Raw genomic sequence first — 15,151 nt, forward strand, 5'->3', positions numbered from 1 at the left:
TTTCACACAAAATAAATAATTTAAATCTTATTTTTGAGTAAAACTGCCAATAATGATTAAAAAAATATTCAGTTATCTCATTCCAATAAAAATTTATGAAACAAAATCTTCATTGAGCAAATCGATTGAAGTCACTTGGGCAAATGGTGAATTAGTTTTAGACTCGGAAAATGCCAATTATTCGTATGGCAGTTTACAACGTATTTTAAGATTGGGGTTAAAAAATATTGGCTTCGAAAAGATAGTTCCCATGAAACATATTCTTGTTTTGGGAGTTGCAGGCGGAAGCGTTATCAAAACGTTGGTGGATGAAATAAAATACAAAGGAAAAATTACCGGAGTTGAGATCGACCCCGAAATAATTAAAATAGCCAACACCTATTTTAAATTGGATGAAGTGAAAAATCTCGAAATTGTGATTGATGATGCTTTCGAATTTGTTTTGAAAACCAAAGCTAAATACGATTTAATTATTATTGATGTTTTCCAAGATACCACAATGCCTAATTTTCTATTTGAAACTTTTTTCATCAATAGAATTTGTTTTCTTTTAAAAAGTCATGGTTTTATTCTTTTTAATACCATGTTACTGAATGAAAGCCAAAATCTACGAAATAAAAAATACGTCTCCGAGTTTTTCAAAAGTGAATTTCAAATAAAAACTATTCCTAGAGTTGAAATTCATAATGAATTGATTGTAATCGAAAAAATGAATTAAATAATGATGCGAAAATGTTATTTCTAAAAATTTGCAATCCAATAGTCTTAAAGCGACATAATTATTTTGTACTCTTACACACCATTATTTAACACATTGTTGGAATGAAAAAAGTTTTAAAAAAATTACTTCTGGGGAAAACATCAAAAGGTTTTCAGCCCAAATTTAATCCTATTCAAAAACGGATACAAAATATTCAATCCATTTGGAATAACGATCATCAGGAAGATAATGGAATTGAAAAAATCGTGCGCTTAATGTTGGCTTCTTCCCAATTACTTTTCCCTGGAATTTACATTAAATATTGGGCCAGCAAAAAAGGAGTTGAATACCAAGATTTAGCGTTAGACTTTTATGTTTTATTAAAAGTGATTTTTCCAATAGTGATATTAGTAAATCACTGGCAAAACCAAGAATGGCTTATTTGGATTCTTGTATATGTGTTTTTGGAAACTGTTTTTTACATTCCAACACTGATATTTGCATCTGATTTATTTTCAAAACCACGCTCATACAAGAGATCCATGTTGCTGCTTTTCTTTAACTATTTAGAGATTGCATTTGCGTACGCCGTCTTTTATTCTGTTGGAAATTACATGAACAGACCGTTTTTCCATTGGTTTGATTCGATTTATTTCAGCATTGTAACTTCCTCTTCCATAGGCTATGGCGACTACCATCCCATTACACCAATAGGGAAATTTCTAGTTACTACACAAGCCTTACTGTTTCTGTTTTTCATTGTGCTTTTCTTGAATTTCTTTTCCACCAAAGTAAAAACGAAAGGCTATTTCGATCATGAAAATCTGGAATAATTACAGCATTTTTCTGGCTTTTTCTAAATCCTCCGGAGTATCAATTCCGATTCCGACATGTGTCGTTTCGACCATTTTAATTCGTTTTCCAAATTCCAGATAGCGCAATTGCTCCAGTTTTTCGGATGCTTCCAAAGATTGCATTGGTAACCTGTAAAAATCCAATAATGCTTGTTTTCTAAAAGCATAAATCCCGATGTGTTGCATGTAGCGAACGCCCACATTTTTCTCTCTAGGATACGGAATTACCGAACGTGAAAAGTACAATGCAAATCCGTTTTGATCCACCACTACTTTTACATTATTCGGATTATTGATGTCGTCTTCATTAGTAATTTCGCGCATCAACGAAGCCAAATCTACTTTTTTATCCGAATCGTTTCTAAAAACTTCAATGACTTTTGCCAACGGTTCCGCATCGATAAATGGTTCGTCTCCTTGTACATTGATTACAATATCAACGTCTAAATTTTCGACTGCTTCCGCAATTCGATCACTTCCTGATTCGTGTTCCTTGATGCTCTTGATGGCTTTTCCACCGTGAGAAACGATTTCGTCATAAATTAAATCGGAATCTGTTACCACAAAAACATCATCAAACAATTGCGTGTTTATGGCTGCTTCATAAGTTCTTAAAATGACCGTTTTACCTCCCAAATCCTGCATTAGTTTTGCGGGAAATCGTGTCGAAGCATAACGTGCGGGAATGACTGCTATTATTTTCATTTTTATCTATTTATTTTAATTTGCCATAAAGGCACTAAGTCGAAAAGGATTATTTTTCAAGCTTTACTTTTAAGTAATTAATAAATGCTGAGCAGGAAACTAACATAAATTTAGCATCTTCCATACTAACTTCTATATCGTCAGTCAATAATGAATGTCTAATTCCCCCAGCATCACTAGTATAGCCATATAAGGCTGTGAAAGCACTTCTCAAAGCACCATGAACTTTATATTTTTCCTCAATTATTTTTAATGCAGGAGCAAGTGTTGTACTATTATTCCCTACGATGATTTTACACAAAGATTCTACTGCTGAAATTGATTCCTTAATAGAATTTCTATAATCTGGATTTTTTCTATTAGAAAAATATTCAATTGCCGTACTCAAGTGAGTGTTTACAGGCTCCCATTTAGATGAATTTACAAGTGCATCTTCTATTTCGACTATTTCTTCCTCGGAAGTAATTTGTACAATATGACCATCTACTAGACGATAAGCTGACATTTCTTTTTTTAGAGAATTATTACACCTTACATCAAATTCTATCTTTAAATAATTAATATCTATTTTAGAGAGGAATTCTAAAAAATCATATTTTTCAAACCAATTAGATTTAAAAAACCAATCTTTTATATAACCAACAAATTCTCGAGCAGATATATCTCTTTGCTGATTTTTAGGAATTTCATCTGCTCTGTTTTCGAAAAATTCTTGCCAAATAGAATTAAATACAAGTCCTATATCAGAATCGTTATCAATTTTATGATGAAAATTAACACCAATTACGTCAAAAAAATTAATTTGAATAGTATTCCAAAGTCTATTTTCTAATTTTTCATCAATTGATTCTATTTGTATGGAATCTCTAACTGAAGTTTTACCTATTCTTTGTGAAAATCTCATTATTTATATGTTTATTTTTTCGTAAACTAAATTCAAAAATTATTTCACAAATATAAGATTTTTTACACAAATCTATCCTACATAATCTTCACTGAAGTCATACTCAACGAACCCGCCAATAACTTATCATTAAACAAACTGAGTTCTTCGGATTTTCCTTTTAGTCCTAAAGTATAAATTAAAGGTAAATAATGTTCTGGCGTAGGAATCGCTAATTGAAACGCCTTGCTTTGTTTTTCAAAATCAATCAATGGTTGAAAATTCCCGTCCAATAAATAATCATTAATTGTTGATCTTGCTTCAATTGCCCAATCATAACCATAATTATCTTTTTCGAAATTGCGATAATCGACCAATCCCAAATTATGAACAATGTTTCCGCTGCCTACAATCAAGATTCCTCTGGTACGCAAAGCACTTAGTTTTTGAGCCAAATCAAAATGGTATTGTCCAGATTTTGTATAATCAATACTCAACTGAATCACGGGAAAATTCGCCTCGGGATATAAATGTTTAATAACACTCCAAGCTCCGTGATCCAAACCCCAATGTTCGTCCAGCTCTACTTCTACCGGAGTCAACAATTGTTTGGTTTCTAATGCTAATTCTGGACTTCCTTTTGCAGGATATTGCACATCGAACAATGCTTGCGGAAAACCGCCGAAGTCGTGAATCGTTCTAGGCATTTCCATTGCGGTAACCTTTGTCCCTTTGGTAAACCAATGCGCCGAAATACACAAAATGGCATTTGGTTGCGGTAACGTTTTAGCCAAATTTCGAAAACCCATCACAAACTGATTTTCTTCTATGGCATTCATCGGGCTTCCGTGTCCCAAAAATAAAACCGGCATTTTTTCAGTATTTGAAAAAGAGCTTGAAATTTTATGTAGGTCATTTAAAGTATTCATAACCAGACTATTTTAAAATTATTGAACCATATAAGTCATATAAGGTCATTTAAGTTTTTCTTTAATTTTAGCTTAAATAACTTATATGTTTATCAAATTTACTCCACAAAATTCTCATCCTTAAATCCTATCAAATATAATTTATTTTTGGCTCGGGTCATTGCAGTATACAACCAGCGAATATAATCTCGATTGATTCCATCAGGCAAATACGGTTGTTCTATAAAAACCGTATTCCATTGACCACCTTGGGACTTATGACAGGTTATTGCATACGAAAATTTAACTTGCAAACCATTGAAATATTCGTTGGCTTTCACTTTTTGGAATTGTTTGAATTTGGTTTCGCCTTCGTAATCTTTCAACACTTCCTGATACAATCGGTTGGATTCTTCATAGGTCAACGATGGTGATTCGCTTTTTATGGTGTCCATTAATAATACCGTTTCAAATGGAATCTGATTGGGGTAATCGATCATTCGAATTTTTACTTTGGCAAACTTAAAACCATACAATTCTTTGATATTGAAAATTTCCAATATTTCTATAATATCACCATTGGCAATAAAACCCGCTTCATCGGAATCTTTCAACCAAAAATAATTGTTCTTCACCACCATCAGAAAATCACCTGTGGACAATTCACTTTCTTTGTCTAGGATTTTGGTTCTGATTTGCTCATTGTATTGATTCGCCCTTTTATTGGAACGAACAATAAAAGCGGTGTCTTCTATACTATAATTACTGTAGGCGGAATTGATGGCATCCTGAATATCGTACCCATCGGTCAACCGAACTATATCTTTGAATTTTTTAAGATCAAATTTGAATTCATCAATAAAGGAATCCTTCAATAATTCCCGAAGCTCCGTTGCATTATGCAAAATCCCTGAATTTTCTTCCTGACGCATCACTTCATCCAACTCAATATGTTCTACTTCCTTATCATAATTCATTCCCAAAGTGCGAATGTCCAGTGCGGGACTAATATCTAAATTCACCGGAGGCAACTGAGCCGTATCTCCCAATAAAATCATTTTGCAATTGGTTCCAGAATATACATATGAAATCAAATCATCTAATAAAGAACCGTTTTCATATAACTTAGAATCAGAGTTAGTATCAGAAATCATAGAAGCTTCATCGACGATGAAAATAGTGTTCTTATGCTTGTTTTGTTGCAACGTAAACGAAACGCCACCACCGGAAGATTTCTTGGGGAAATATATTTTTTTATGAATTGTAAAAGCCGGTTTGTTCGAATAATTGGCAATTACTTTAGCCGCACGACCCGTTGGTGCCAGCAAAACATATTTTTTATTAATGTCTAATAAACTATTTACAATCGTAGAAATCACAGTTGTTTTTCCAGTTCCTGCGTATCCTTTTAAAACAAAAATGGTTCTATTATCGATTTCAGTCAAAAAAATAGCAATTTTTTGAAAAAAAATATCCTGTTTATACGTGGGTTGAAAAGGGAATTTTTTTTGTAAAAGACTATAAAACAGGGAGGAATTCATTTCGTGTTATTTGATTGCAAAGTAAAGAATGTTTTTTCAATTTCAAGGTCAATAGCAATTTCAATTTTCAAATACTGTTATTGTTTTTTTGCCACTGTGAGTGATATTGATAATGAAATTGATTTTTAAATTTGTAAGTTTGCGTTGTTGAAAAAATCAATAGTATGATAAACATAGCCGAAAAAAAATATAAAAAACTTTCCATTCAAGTTTCCTTGACAGGACTTTCTTTTTGTTGTTTTGACACGCTAAATAATACCGTAATTTCATTCAACGAAGTGCATTTTGATACCTTTCACAAGGCTACAAAAATTGAAGATTTGTTTGCTGATGCTTTCAACAATCATCCAGAATTAAAGAATTCCTATGATGAAATTCTAGTGATTCACAATAATAATCTTTCAACATTTGTTCCGGAACCGTTATTTGACGAAAACTTTTTAGGCAGTTATTTGCAATACAACACTAAAGTTTTTGAAACTGATTTTTTCGCTTTTGATGAAATTCCAAACTATCAAATGAATGCGGTTTATATTCCGTATGTGAATATCAATAATTTTTTTATTGACCAATTTGGAGCTTTCGATTACAAACATGCGAATAGTATTTTGGTTTCAAAACTTTTGGTTGCCTCCAAAAATAAGGATGAGAAAAAAATGTTTGTACATATTAATACAGGTCATTTTGAAATCATTGTGGTTCAGAACCAAAATTTATTACTTTTCAATTCTTTCGATTACAACACGCCGGAAGATTTCTTGTATTACATCTTATTCACGGCAGAGCAATTGAACTTAAATCCCGAAAACTTCGCATTGGAATTAATCGGAAATGTTAATACCGAAAGTGATTATTTCAAAATCGCTTACAAATACATTCGTAACGTTTCCCTTATTGATGTGGAAGATTTGCGATGGAACAATTATTTTTCTGAGGCCGAAAACAGAAATCATTTTATACTTTTCAACTCATGAGAATCATTTCAGGAAAATACAAAGGAAGACGCATTTTTCCACCAAAAGGTTTACCCGTTCGTCCCACAACCGATATGTCTAAAGAAGCATTATTCAATGTTTTGAACAACCATTTCAGTTTTGAGGGACTTAAAGTATTAGATTTATTTGCAGGAACAGGAAATATCAGTTACGAGTTTGCATCAAGAGGCTGTACTCCAATCACATCAGTTGATGGTGATTTTGGCTGTGTGAAATTCATCAAGCAAGTCGCAGCCGAATATGATTTTAATATTGCCGCCACAAAAAGTGATGTTTTCACGTATTTAGAAAGATGTAAAACGTCCTACGATATTATTTTTGCAGATCCACCGTATGCTTTGGACCAAAAAACTTTCGAAAAAATTATCTTATTAGTTTTCGAAAAAGAATTGCTTAGTGAAGACGGAATGATGGTAATCGAACATTCGAAATATACCAAACTGGATCACATGATTCACTTTTCGTTCCAGAAAAGTTACGGAGGTTCCATTTTTAGTTTCTTCGAAATTGGAGCTGATGATTCAGAAGATTCTGAAAACGAATCAGACCAAAATGATGGTGAAGAAGAATAATCTTGATAGAATATAAAACAGAAAAGCTCTTGTAATTACAAGGCTTTTCTGTTTTTACTAACCATTTAAAGCAACTATTTGCCAATTACCCAACCCAAAGTAAAGTTTAAAACCGGTACTAAATCACTGTCGTTTTTGTCAAAATTATAACCAACACCTAAATTCAAATCAAGATTAAAATTCCCTTTGTATGTTCGTTGAAAACCCCAAACCGGTGCTAAAGTAATCGATGCATTTTCGGTTGAAAAGTTATCATTTGTAGAAATTGATCTGAAATTATAAAAAGCGGACATAGCAACAAATCCTCCTGAGTTATGGGAAGTAACTTTTCCCTTTTCAGCTCTTTTCTCTAAATTATAGTAATGACGAAACTGTTCATTAATGTAAGGATAAAAGGTCCATGTTTTACCAAAACCATTTGATGTATATCCGTAACCTGAACTCAATTCCGAGTAAAGCGTATTTTTATCGCTTAAACCATGTTCGTAAACAAATCCCGGAAGCAACACATTTATCTTAAATTGACTTTTTGCTACTGCTGGTTTTTCTTGTGCGTTTGAATGTGAAATTGTTATTAAAATAAAAACAGATAAAATAGCTGCTTTACCGTTTTTAAATACTGATAATTGCATGTATAATTATTATTAGGTTGTCGATATATCATTTGATTTATATCCGGAGCAAACATAATAATTAAATTCTAATTTGTCAGAATTTTATCTTTTTTATAATCATTGCTTTTTTTGCATAAAAAAGCAGGTCAATTGACCTGCCCTTTATGTATCCTTAATTTTTCTTTAACAACCAATTAAATATAATTAAGAATAGCATGTGTATATCATTAATAATCAGTAAGTATTTTAATTTTAGGTAAATATAAAAATTAATATTAATTCAGCAAATATTTTGCCAAAAATTTAAATTTTACAAAATATCTAAACTTCCTTTTCCTTCTCTCACTACAATTGGTTCGTCACCCGATAAATCAATAATAGTAGATCCAACATTATTACCATATCCACCGTCAATTACCAAATCAACCAAGTTTTGCCATTTCTCAAAAATAAGTTCCGGATCAGTGGTGTATTCTATCACATCATCATCATCATGAATCGATGTAGAAACAATAGGATTCCCTAGCAACTTTACAATTTCTAAAGCAATAGCATTATCAGGAACCCTTATTCCGACAGTCGTTTTCTTTTTGAATTCCTTAGGTAAGTTATTATTTCCAGGTAAAATAAAGGTATATGGTCCCGGTAATGCTCTTTTTAAGATTTTAAAAGTGGTTGTGTCAATTTGTCTCACATAATCAGAGATATTACTTAAATCATGGCAAACGAAGGAAAAATTAGCTTTATCGAGCTTCACTCCTTTGATCTTTGCAATTCGCTCCAACGCTTTTGTATTGGTAATATCACATCCCAAACCGTACACCGTATCCGTTGGATATATCACCAAACCTCCTTCCTTTAGAACCTTAACCACTTTAGCAATTGCAGCTTCATTGGGTTTGTCTTCGTATATTTTTATAAATTGAGCCATTTTTTTTAGTTTAAAGTTTAAAATGTTTAAGGCTTAAAGTTCTTTTAACTGACAACTTTAATTCTTAAACTTGAAACAAATTTTTATCCTATAATATCCAGTTTCGCAAAACGCAAAAGTAATTTTTTGATTCCGCCAACTTCAAATTTGATTTCGGCTTTTTTATCTGCTCCTACTCCTTCAAGGTTTAAAACTTCGCCTTTACCAAAACGTTCGTGCATTACAATATTCCCGGCAACGAGTTTATTATCAAATAAATTAGCACTTCCTGAAGCAGTATTATTGCTGACAGGCTTCAATTTACGAATATTTATCTCTGCTTTTGGTTCATTATCTGAACTATATTTGGTCGGAGGAGTTCCATTCGCTGGTTTTGCCAGACGCAATTTAGACTTATCTACATCTCCAAAAATATCGCTGTCAATCATCGGTTTGTACCTGTAATTATTTTCAGGAGGTGTCATATATTCCAGATATTGACTGTCGATTTCCTCAATAAAACGGGAAGGTTCACTGTCGGTCAATTTCCCCCAACGGTAGCGTGACTGTGCATACGTTAAATACGCTTGGTGTTCTGCTCGGGTCAAAGCTACATAAAACAAGCGTCGTTCCTCTTCTAATTCACTTCTCGTACTCATACTCATGGCACTTGGGAACAAATCTTCTTCCATTCCCACCACAAAAACATGTGGAAACTCTAATCCTTTAGCCAAGTGAATCGTCATCAATGCCACACGATCTTCATCGCTTGTATCTTTGTCTAAATCCGTTGCCAAAGCCACATCTTCCATAAATTCAGACAAAGCGCCACGAGCTCCATCTACTTCTTTTTGGCCATCGGTGAAATCTTTGATTCCGTTTAATAATTCCTCAATGTTCTGAATTTTAGCCATTCCTTCCGGAGTAGCATCTTTTTTTAATTCCTGAATCAATCCTGTTTTTTTGGCAACATGATCAGCCAGATAAAACGCATCCTGGTTTTCATTTATAGCCTGAAAACTCTGAATCATCGTAACAAAATCGAGGAGTTTTTGCTTGGTTCCTGAATTCAATTTTAAATCAATTCGTTCTATGTTTTGCATGACTTCAAAAATCGATCGCTTGTAGTGATTGGCTGCAATAGTCAGTTTTTCGATAGTTGTATTCCCAATTCCACGTGCCGGATAATTGATTACCCGAACCAAAGCTTCTTCATCTTTTGGATTAATAACCAATCGCAAATAGCACAAAACATCCTTCACTTCTTTTCTTTGGTAAAATGAAAGTCCGCCATAAATTCGGTACGGAATGTCTCTTTTTCTCAACGCATCTTCCATTGCGCGGGATTGTGCATTGGTACGGTACAAAATAGCAAAAGCGCCATTAGGCAACTGACTTTGCATTTTTTGCTCCCAAATAGTACTAGCAACAAAACGGCCTTCTTCATTATCTGTTAAACTGCGGTGGACTTTTATCTTTGGACCAAAATCATTCGCAGTCCAAACTATTTTGTCCAGTTTTACTTTATTTTTATCAATAATCGTGTTTGCAGCTTCAACAATATTCTTTGTAGAACGGTAATTTTGTTCCAATCTAAAGGTTTTTACGCCTTCATAATCTTTCTGAAAATTAAGGATGTTATTGATGTTAGCACCACGAAACGCATAGATACTTTGCGCATCATCACCAACCACACAGATGTTCTGAAATTTATCTGATAATGCTCGAACGATTAAATACTGAGAGTGATTGGTATCTTGGTACTCATCCACCAAAATATAGCGGAAACGGTTTTGATATTTGGCCAGAACTTCAGGAAAGCGAGTAAGTAATTCATTTGTTTTTAATAATAAATCATCAAAATCCATGGCGCCTGCTTTGAAACATCGATCCACATAATTTTGATAAATCTCACCCATTCGAGGCTTTTTAGACATCGCATCCGCTTCTTGTAGCTCCGGATTATTGAAATAGGCTTTTACAGTAATCAAACTGTTTTTGAAATTTGAAATTCGGCTTAAAACCTGTTTTGGTTTGTACACATCTCGATCCAATTGCATTTCTTTGATGATCCCGGAAATGGCACGCAACGAATCCTGAGAATCATATATGGTAAAGTTGGAAGGATATCCAAGATGTTCGGCTTCCGAGCGCAAAATTCGAGCAAAAACCGAGTGAAATGTCCCCATCCAAAGATTTTTTGCTTCACCCGCACCCACGATATCCGAGATACGTTTTTTCATTTCACGAGCCGCCTTGTTGGTAAATGTAAGCGATAGGATACTGAACGCATCGATACCCTGACTCATCAAATAAGCAATTCTAATAGTCAACACCCGCGTTTTTCCGGAACCTGCACCCGCAATAATTATCATGGGTCCGTCTTTTTGGAGAACGGGTTCGCGTTGGGCTTCATTAAGTTGATCGATATATTTGTGCATGGAAATTTTTATAGAATTCTATGCAAAAATAAGCATTAAAGATGTATAATTATACTTTTATATGAAGCTAAAAAACCGTTCTTAATTTGTGGAACCAGATACGGAATATCAGTTCGCTCTAATGCTATTTTAACACTGTATTTTTAAATAAACAGCATTTAATTTTAAACATATAAGTCATATAAGTTAATGAAACTAATTTTTCAAATAATTGATTTAAAAGGGAATATAAGCTGAATATTTCTTCGTAAGGCTATCTGCTTGCCTAAATGAACTATCGGTTTTTACTTGTCTTTATTCAAACTAAAAACTTATATGACTTATATGTTTAACACATATCGCTGTAATATTAAAATTAATCGGACTTTAAAGAAAAAGTAATTAAATAAGAGACAAAATTTAGCTGATAATGTATTAAAAAATTATTTAAAAAATACATCATACGCAAAGCGGATTAAGGTTCCTACAACGACAACCAAAAAGAAAACCCGAATGAAGCTATTTCCTTTATTAATGGCCAATTTTGCACCTATCCAGCCACCCAGCGCATTACTGGCAGCCATTGGCAGTGCTATTGCCCATATAATTTTCCCTTTTAAAATAAACAAACAAATAGAACCAAAATTTGTCGCCAGATTCACCATTTTAGCATTTGCGGAAGCATGCAGAAAATCGAAACCCATAATGGCAATAAAAGCCACTACCAAAAAACTTCCGGTTCCCGGTCCGATAAATCCATCGTATAACCCAACTACAAAACTGATTCCGACAGCATTCCAAATTTGAGTTCTCGGGGAATGATTTTTTTCAATGTGCTGCCCGAAATTTTTTTTAGCGTAGGTATAAATCACTAAAAAAGAAAGAACAACCAGCAATAACGGTTTCATAAAATCATTACTTACATACGTCAACAAAGTTGAACCCAAAAATGCCGAAGGAAATGCCAAAAGCATCATTATCGACAATAGTTTCCAGTTCATATCTACGTTTTTCAGATATTGATATGCAGCAAAGGAAGTACCACTAAAAGCAGGAACTTTCAAAGTTCCAATTACGGTTGAAACAGGAAGATTGGGTAACAAAATCAATCCCATTGGCGTTTGAATCAATCCACCACCGCCCACAATTGCGTCAATAAATCCTGCAGCAAAGGCCGCTAAACAAAGTAAAACCAGAACATAAGTCTCCATTATGATATTCAATTTTAAGTAATGCTGTTACGATGAGCAAAAATACTATTCGGTTTCATTTATTGCTATTAAATAGAAATTGATTTGTACTCAAAAAAGTATATTTTTGCTTTTTAAATTTTAACAACAAAATGGATTCAACAAAAATCATAGAAATTCTGGCCTATACTATACCTTCATTAATTACCGGAGGAGTAGCTTATTATTTGTTCAACTCTTATTTTAAAGACCAACAAAATACCAGACGCTGGTTGTTGCAAAAAGAAGCTCAAAAAGACGCTTTACCACTGCGTTTGCAGGCCTATGAACGCATGGTTTTATTTATGGAACGCATCAATCCTACTAAATTATTGATTCGGATTGCTCCTATTTCTAATGATAAAAATGATTACGAAAATTTGATAATTGCACAAATCGAACAGGAATATGAGCATAATTTAACGCAGCAAATATATATGTCAGACGAATGTTGGACGATCATTGTCACAGCAAAAAATAGCACCATTCAAATGATTCGAAAAGCGAATATGAGTGATCGTGTGGATAATGCCGATTCATTACGTGAAGTACTTTTAAGTGATTTGATGGAAAAACAATCTCCTAGCAATGCGGCTTTAGCTTACATCAAAAATGAAGTGAGCCAAATGTGGTAAGTATATAACGTTACAAAAAAATAAAATTCACTAATTTCTACAAGAATGATCTTTTGAAATTAGTGAATTAGCGGTTATTAAATCTGTATTAATTCAAAACTTATTCTTTCAATAATCGGTTCAATTGAAATTGTTCGGCTTCATTTAAATCCGGGACAATTTTTTCGAAAGAAACTCTCATTTCAGGATTTTTAAGTAGTTTTCTAATGTTATCTCTCCCAAATTTAGTGAATTGCCACATGTGATGCGTGGTAGCATTTACAAGGTTTTTCAAAACAATATGATTTATTATTTTGAAAGCAAGCAATTTTTCTAAAGCATTTTGTCTGGTATTCGCTTCATAATCAATTGATGAATATTGCATTAATTCGGTTTCCAAAGCTTGTTTATCAACCGTATAATTTGGCGTTGAAAGTGCTAAAGACAGCCACAAAGTTCTCAAATTATAATCATTGAAACCCATCCAAGATTTTGATTTTTCAAGGTATTGAATGCGTTGCTCTGGAAAATTACTCCATAAATTATACAGCGCCAGTTCTTGTGTTTGATACGATTTGTCCTCTAATAAAGTTTCATATTGCGTTCTAAAACTCTCCGGAATTTCATTCAATGCTGCTGCAACTGTTTGGCGTAATTGCACATTTTTAGTTTCCAAAGCTAAAATAAAAAGACTCTTTTTATCCTCCCATTTTTCATTTTTCAATTGATTCAGAATAGCTTCTTTTACCGAAAAATAAACGTCAGATTGCATTGTTTTTTCCAAAAAATCTCTTTTCTCTGAAAACGGTTTGTTTTTTAATTTATCGACTTCAAACAGCACGTGAATTGATTTGTTTTTAAGCAATAAACTATTGGCTTGTTGCGTGTTGAAAAAGGCATCTTCAAGCCATACTTTACTAAAATTATCCAAATCATATCTTGATACTTTTCTGATTTCAGCAAAGAAATCGTCCGTATTCACACTCTGAAACGCCTGTTTTTTCAAATACTTTTTAACCGCTTTTTTAAACGCCTTATCACCTATTTCTTCGTGTAAAACAAAAAGTGCCCAAGCGCCTTTTTGATAGAAAGTCAATGAACTGGCTTTGGCATTCAAAACAGGAATCGTATCCGTTCGGGAAGCGTATTTTAATTGTGATGCCGACTCATATAATTTGGAATAAAAATAATCTTCTCCATAAATTTCCTTTTCAGCCAGCAACGCATAATAGGTCGCGAAACCTTCCTGCAACCAATGGTGTTTTCCGCTTTCGGCAGTGACTAAATTCCCAAACCACTGATGCGCTAATTCATGCGCATTGACATTTGTGTAACTTCTGTCCTCAAAACCTGTAGAATCGACCACATAATGCGTGTTGAAAAGCGTTGCTGATGTATTTTCCATTCCGGCGTACAAGAAATCCCGAACTGGCGCTTGTTTGTAAATTCCCCAAGGGTACTTCACTCCTATTTCCTTTTCCAAAAAATCAAACATCCGTTTTGAATCTCTATAGGTTGGTTCAAAATTAGTTGCGTCTTTTAGTTCCAAATACATTTCTAAAGGAATTCCGGATTTAGATTTTTGACTGATTTTTTCAAATTTTCCGATAGCAAGCATCAATAAATATGAACTCATTGGTTTTTGCATTTGGTATTGCCAAACTGAAAGTCCATCAAGTCCTGATTTAAATTTCAAAATTCCATTTGAAATTACCTGATAGTCTTTATTGAATCCTATATTCAAGTTGAAAACCACTTTCTCATTCACATCATCAAAACTCGGAAACCAATGACTGGTATATTTTCCTTGTCCTTGCGTCCAAATCTGTAAATTGTCATTTGCTGCCGAGCCAACGAAATACATTGTTTGTTTTGGCTTAGCCAAATATTTAAAAGTCAGGTTATTTTTTCCTTTTTTAAACGGAAAAACAATTTGTAATTGTTTTTGTGTATTGAGAAATTTAATAGATTTCCCGTTCAATTTCAAATCTGAAAATTCCATATTTTGTGCATCAATTTTAATGGTATCAATGGATTTAAAAACGTCAAAATCATAATCGACATCTCCAGAAACTGTTTTTTCACTTGGATTTACTACAATTTTTCCTAAAACCGATTTAAAATCTACAAATTGGGTTTGTTGGGCAAATGTGAACGTGGAAATAAAAAAGAATAGGTATTTCATTATTAGGGTATTTAATACTGC

At 33.3% G+C, this 15,151-nt stretch carries 14 protein-coding genes; 5 read left to right on the forward strand and 9 right to left on the reverse strand.

Translation table 11 applies throughout. The features are described 5' to 3' along the window. Positions 1–52 precede the first annotated feature (52 nt). Positions 53–718 carry a spermidine synthase gene (locus BMX64_RS08195; RefSeq protein WP_091169930.1) on the forward strand — a complete coding sequence of 222 codons (666 nt, stop codon included), beginning with the start codon at positions 53–55 and terminating at the stop codon, positions 716–718. A 104-nt stretch (positions 719–822) separates the two neighbouring features. Continuing rightward, positions 823–1,533 (forward strand): potassium channel family protein, encoded by a 711-nt coding sequence (locus tag BMX64_RS08200; protein ID WP_091169934.1) that lies wholly within the window; start codon positions 823–825, stop codon positions 1,531–1,533. Here the strand turns inward: BMX64_RS08200 and kdsB are convergent, their stop codons facing one another. The 4 genes from kdsB to BMX64_RS08220 all read right to left on the reverse strand — a co-directional run bounded on the left by kdsB (position 1,534) and on the right by BMX64_RS08220 (position 5,591). Next, the gene (kdsB, locus tag BMX64_RS08205) at positions 1,534–2,259 is read right to left on the reverse strand and encodes a 3-deoxy-manno-octulosonate cytidylyltransferase (RefSeq protein WP_091169937.1); all 726 of its coding nucleotides are present in this window, start codon (positions 2,257–2,259) and stop codon (positions 1,534–1,536) included. 49 nt (positions 2,260–2,308) lie between these two features. Continuing rightward, positions 2,309–3,163 carry an AbiJ-NTD4 domain-containing protein gene (locus tag BMX64_RS08210; RefSeq protein WP_167543042.1) on the reverse strand — a complete coding sequence of 285 codons (855 nt, stop codon included), beginning with the start codon at positions 3,161–3,163 and terminating at the stop codon, positions 2,309–2,311. A 77-nt stretch (positions 3,164–3,240) separates the two neighbouring features. Beyond that, positions 3,241–4,071 carry a 4,5-DOPA-extradiol-dioxygenase gene (gene ygiD, locus BMX64_RS08215; RefSeq protein WP_091169940.1) on the reverse strand — a complete coding sequence of 277 codons (831 nt, stop codon included), beginning with the start codon at positions 4,069–4,071 and terminating at the stop codon, positions 3,241–3,243. A gap of 98 nt (positions 4,072–4,169) precedes the next feature. Then, a complete protein-coding gene (locus tag BMX64_RS08220; RefSeq protein WP_091169943.1) occupies positions 4,170–5,591 on the reverse strand; it encodes an ATP-dependent DNA helicase in 1,422 nt (473 codons plus the stop codon). 164 nt (positions 5,592–5,755) lie between these two features. Here BMX64_RS08220 and BMX64_RS08225 point away from each other — a divergent pair, with 164 nt between their 5' ends. Together BMX64_RS08225 and BMX64_RS08230 are read left to right on the forward strand one after the other, a co-directional pair. Beyond that, positions 5,756–6,565, forward strand: a complete 810-nt coding sequence (locus BMX64_RS08225; protein WP_091169947.1) for a DUF3822 family protein — start codon at positions 5,756–5,758, stop codon at positions 6,563–6,565. After that, on the forward strand, positions 6,562–7,158 hold the full coding sequence (locus tag BMX64_RS08230) for an RsmD family RNA methyltransferase (protein ID WP_091169951.1): 597 nt from the start codon (positions 6,562–6,564) through the stop codon (positions 7,156–7,158). Before BMX64_RS08225 ends, BMX64_RS08230 begins: the two co-directional genes overlap by 4 nt. 74 nt (positions 7,159–7,232) lie before the next feature. On the opposite strand, the gene BMX64_RS08235 is transcribed toward BMX64_RS08230, so the two are convergent. The 4 genes from BMX64_RS08235 to BMX64_RS08250 all read right to left on the reverse strand — a co-directional run bounded on the left by BMX64_RS08235 (position 7,233) and on the right by BMX64_RS08250 (position 12,313). Then, positions 7,233–7,790: a hypothetical protein gene (locus BMX64_RS08235; protein ID WP_091169955.1), complete on the reverse strand. Its 558-nt coding sequence runs from the start codon at positions 7,788–7,790 to the stop codon at positions 7,233–7,235. A 292-nt stretch (positions 7,791–8,082) separates the two neighbouring features. Continuing rightward, positions 8,083–8,703 carry an L-threonylcarbamoyladenylate synthase gene (locus BMX64_RS08240; RefSeq protein WP_091169958.1) on the reverse strand — a complete coding sequence of 207 codons (621 nt, stop codon included), beginning with the start codon at positions 8,701–8,703 and terminating at the stop codon, positions 8,083–8,085. 83 nt (positions 8,704–8,786) lie between these two features. Then, positions 8,787–11,123 (reverse strand): ATP-dependent helicase, encoded by a 2,337-nt coding sequence (locus BMX64_RS08245; protein ID WP_091169962.1) that lies wholly within the window; start codon positions 11,121–11,123, stop codon positions 8,787–8,789. A 422-nt stretch (positions 11,124–11,545) separates the two neighbouring features. Next, positions 11,546–12,313 carry a sulfite exporter TauE/SafE family protein gene (locus BMX64_RS08250; RefSeq protein ID WP_091170197.1) on the reverse strand — a complete coding sequence of 256 codons (768 nt, stop codon included), beginning with the start codon at positions 12,311–12,313 and terminating at the stop codon, positions 11,546–11,548. 131 nt (positions 12,314–12,444) lie between these two features. On the opposite strand from BMX64_RS08250, the gene BMX64_RS08255 reads away from it, so the two are divergent. Continuing rightward, positions 12,445–12,966: a DUF7935 family protein gene (locus BMX64_RS08255; RefSeq protein WP_091169967.1), complete on the forward strand. Its 522-nt coding sequence runs from the start codon at positions 12,445–12,447 to the stop codon at positions 12,964–12,966. Between the two features lie 100 nt (positions 12,967–13,066). Here BMX64_RS08255 and BMX64_RS08260 read toward each other — a convergent pair whose 3' ends face one another. Further along, positions 13,067–15,130, reverse strand: a complete 2,064-nt coding sequence (locus tag BMX64_RS08260) for a M1 family metallopeptidase (RefSeq protein ID WP_091169970.1) — start codon at positions 15,128–15,130, stop codon at positions 13,067–13,069. Between the last annotated feature and the right edge of the window lie 21 nt (positions 15,131–15,151).

It is taken from the genome of Flavobacterium sinopsychrotolerans (assembly GCF_900110375.1).
In the GTDB taxonomy this organism is placed as follows: domain Bacteria; phylum Bacteroidota; class Bacteroidia; order Flavobacteriales; family Flavobacteriaceae; genus Flavobacterium; species Flavobacterium sinopsychrotolerans.

What these genes read in the sequence shown, in the direction of transcription:
- BMX64_RS08195 (WP_091169930.1), top strand. Translation starts at nt 53, where the DNA reads ATGATTAAAAAAATATTCAGTTATCTCATTCCAATAAAAATTTATGAA.
- BMX64_RS08200 (WP_091169934.1), top strand. Translation starts at nt 823, where the DNA reads ATGAAAAAAGTTTTAAAAAAATTACTTCTGGGGAAAACATCAAAAGGT.
- kdsB (WP_091169937.1), bottom strand. Translation starts at nt 2,259, where the DNA reads ATGAAAATAATAGCAGTCATTCCCGCACGTTATGCTTCGACACGATTT.
- BMX64_RS08210 (WP_167543042.1), bottom strand. Translation starts at nt 3,163, where the DNA reads ATGAGATTTTCACAAAGAATAGGTAAAACTTCAGTTAGAGATTCCATA.
- ygiD (WP_091169940.1), bottom strand. Translation starts at nt 4,071, where the DNA reads ATGAATACTTTAAATGACCTACATAAAATTTCAAGCTCTTTTTCAAAT.
- BMX64_RS08220 (WP_091169943.1), bottom strand. Translation starts at nt 5,591, where the DNA reads ATGAATTCCTCCCTGTTTTATAGTCTTTTACAAAAAAAATTCCCTTTT.
- BMX64_RS08225 (WP_091169947.1), top strand. Translation starts at nt 5,756, where the DNA reads ATGATAAACATAGCCGAAAAAAAATATAAAAAACTTTCCATTCAAGTT.
- BMX64_RS08230 (WP_091169951.1), top strand. Translation starts at nt 6,562, where the DNA reads ATGAGAATCATTTCAGGAAAATACAAAGGAAGACGCATTTTTCCACCA.
- BMX64_RS08235 (WP_091169955.1), bottom strand. Translation starts at nt 7,790, where the DNA reads ATGCAATTATCAGTATTTAAAAACGGTAAAGCAGCTATTTTATCTGTT.
- BMX64_RS08240 (WP_091169958.1), bottom strand. Translation starts at nt 8,703, where the DNA reads ATGGCTCAATTTATAAAAATATACGAAGACAAACCCAATGAAGCTGCA.
- BMX64_RS08245 (WP_091169962.1), bottom strand. Translation starts at nt 11,123, where the DNA reads ATGCACAAATATATCGATCAACTTAATGAAGCCCAACGCGAACCCGTT.
- BMX64_RS08250 (WP_091170197.1), bottom strand. Translation starts at nt 12,313, where the DNA reads ATGGAGACTTATGTTCTGGTTTTACTTTGTTTAGCGGCCTTTGCTGCA.
- BMX64_RS08255 (WP_091169967.1), top strand. Translation starts at nt 12,445, where the DNA reads ATGGATTCAACAAAAATCATAGAAATTCTGGCCTATACTATACCTTCA.
- BMX64_RS08260 (WP_091169970.1), bottom strand. Translation starts at nt 15,130, where the DNA reads ATGAAATACCTATTCTTTTTTATTTCCACGTTCACATTTGCCCAACAA.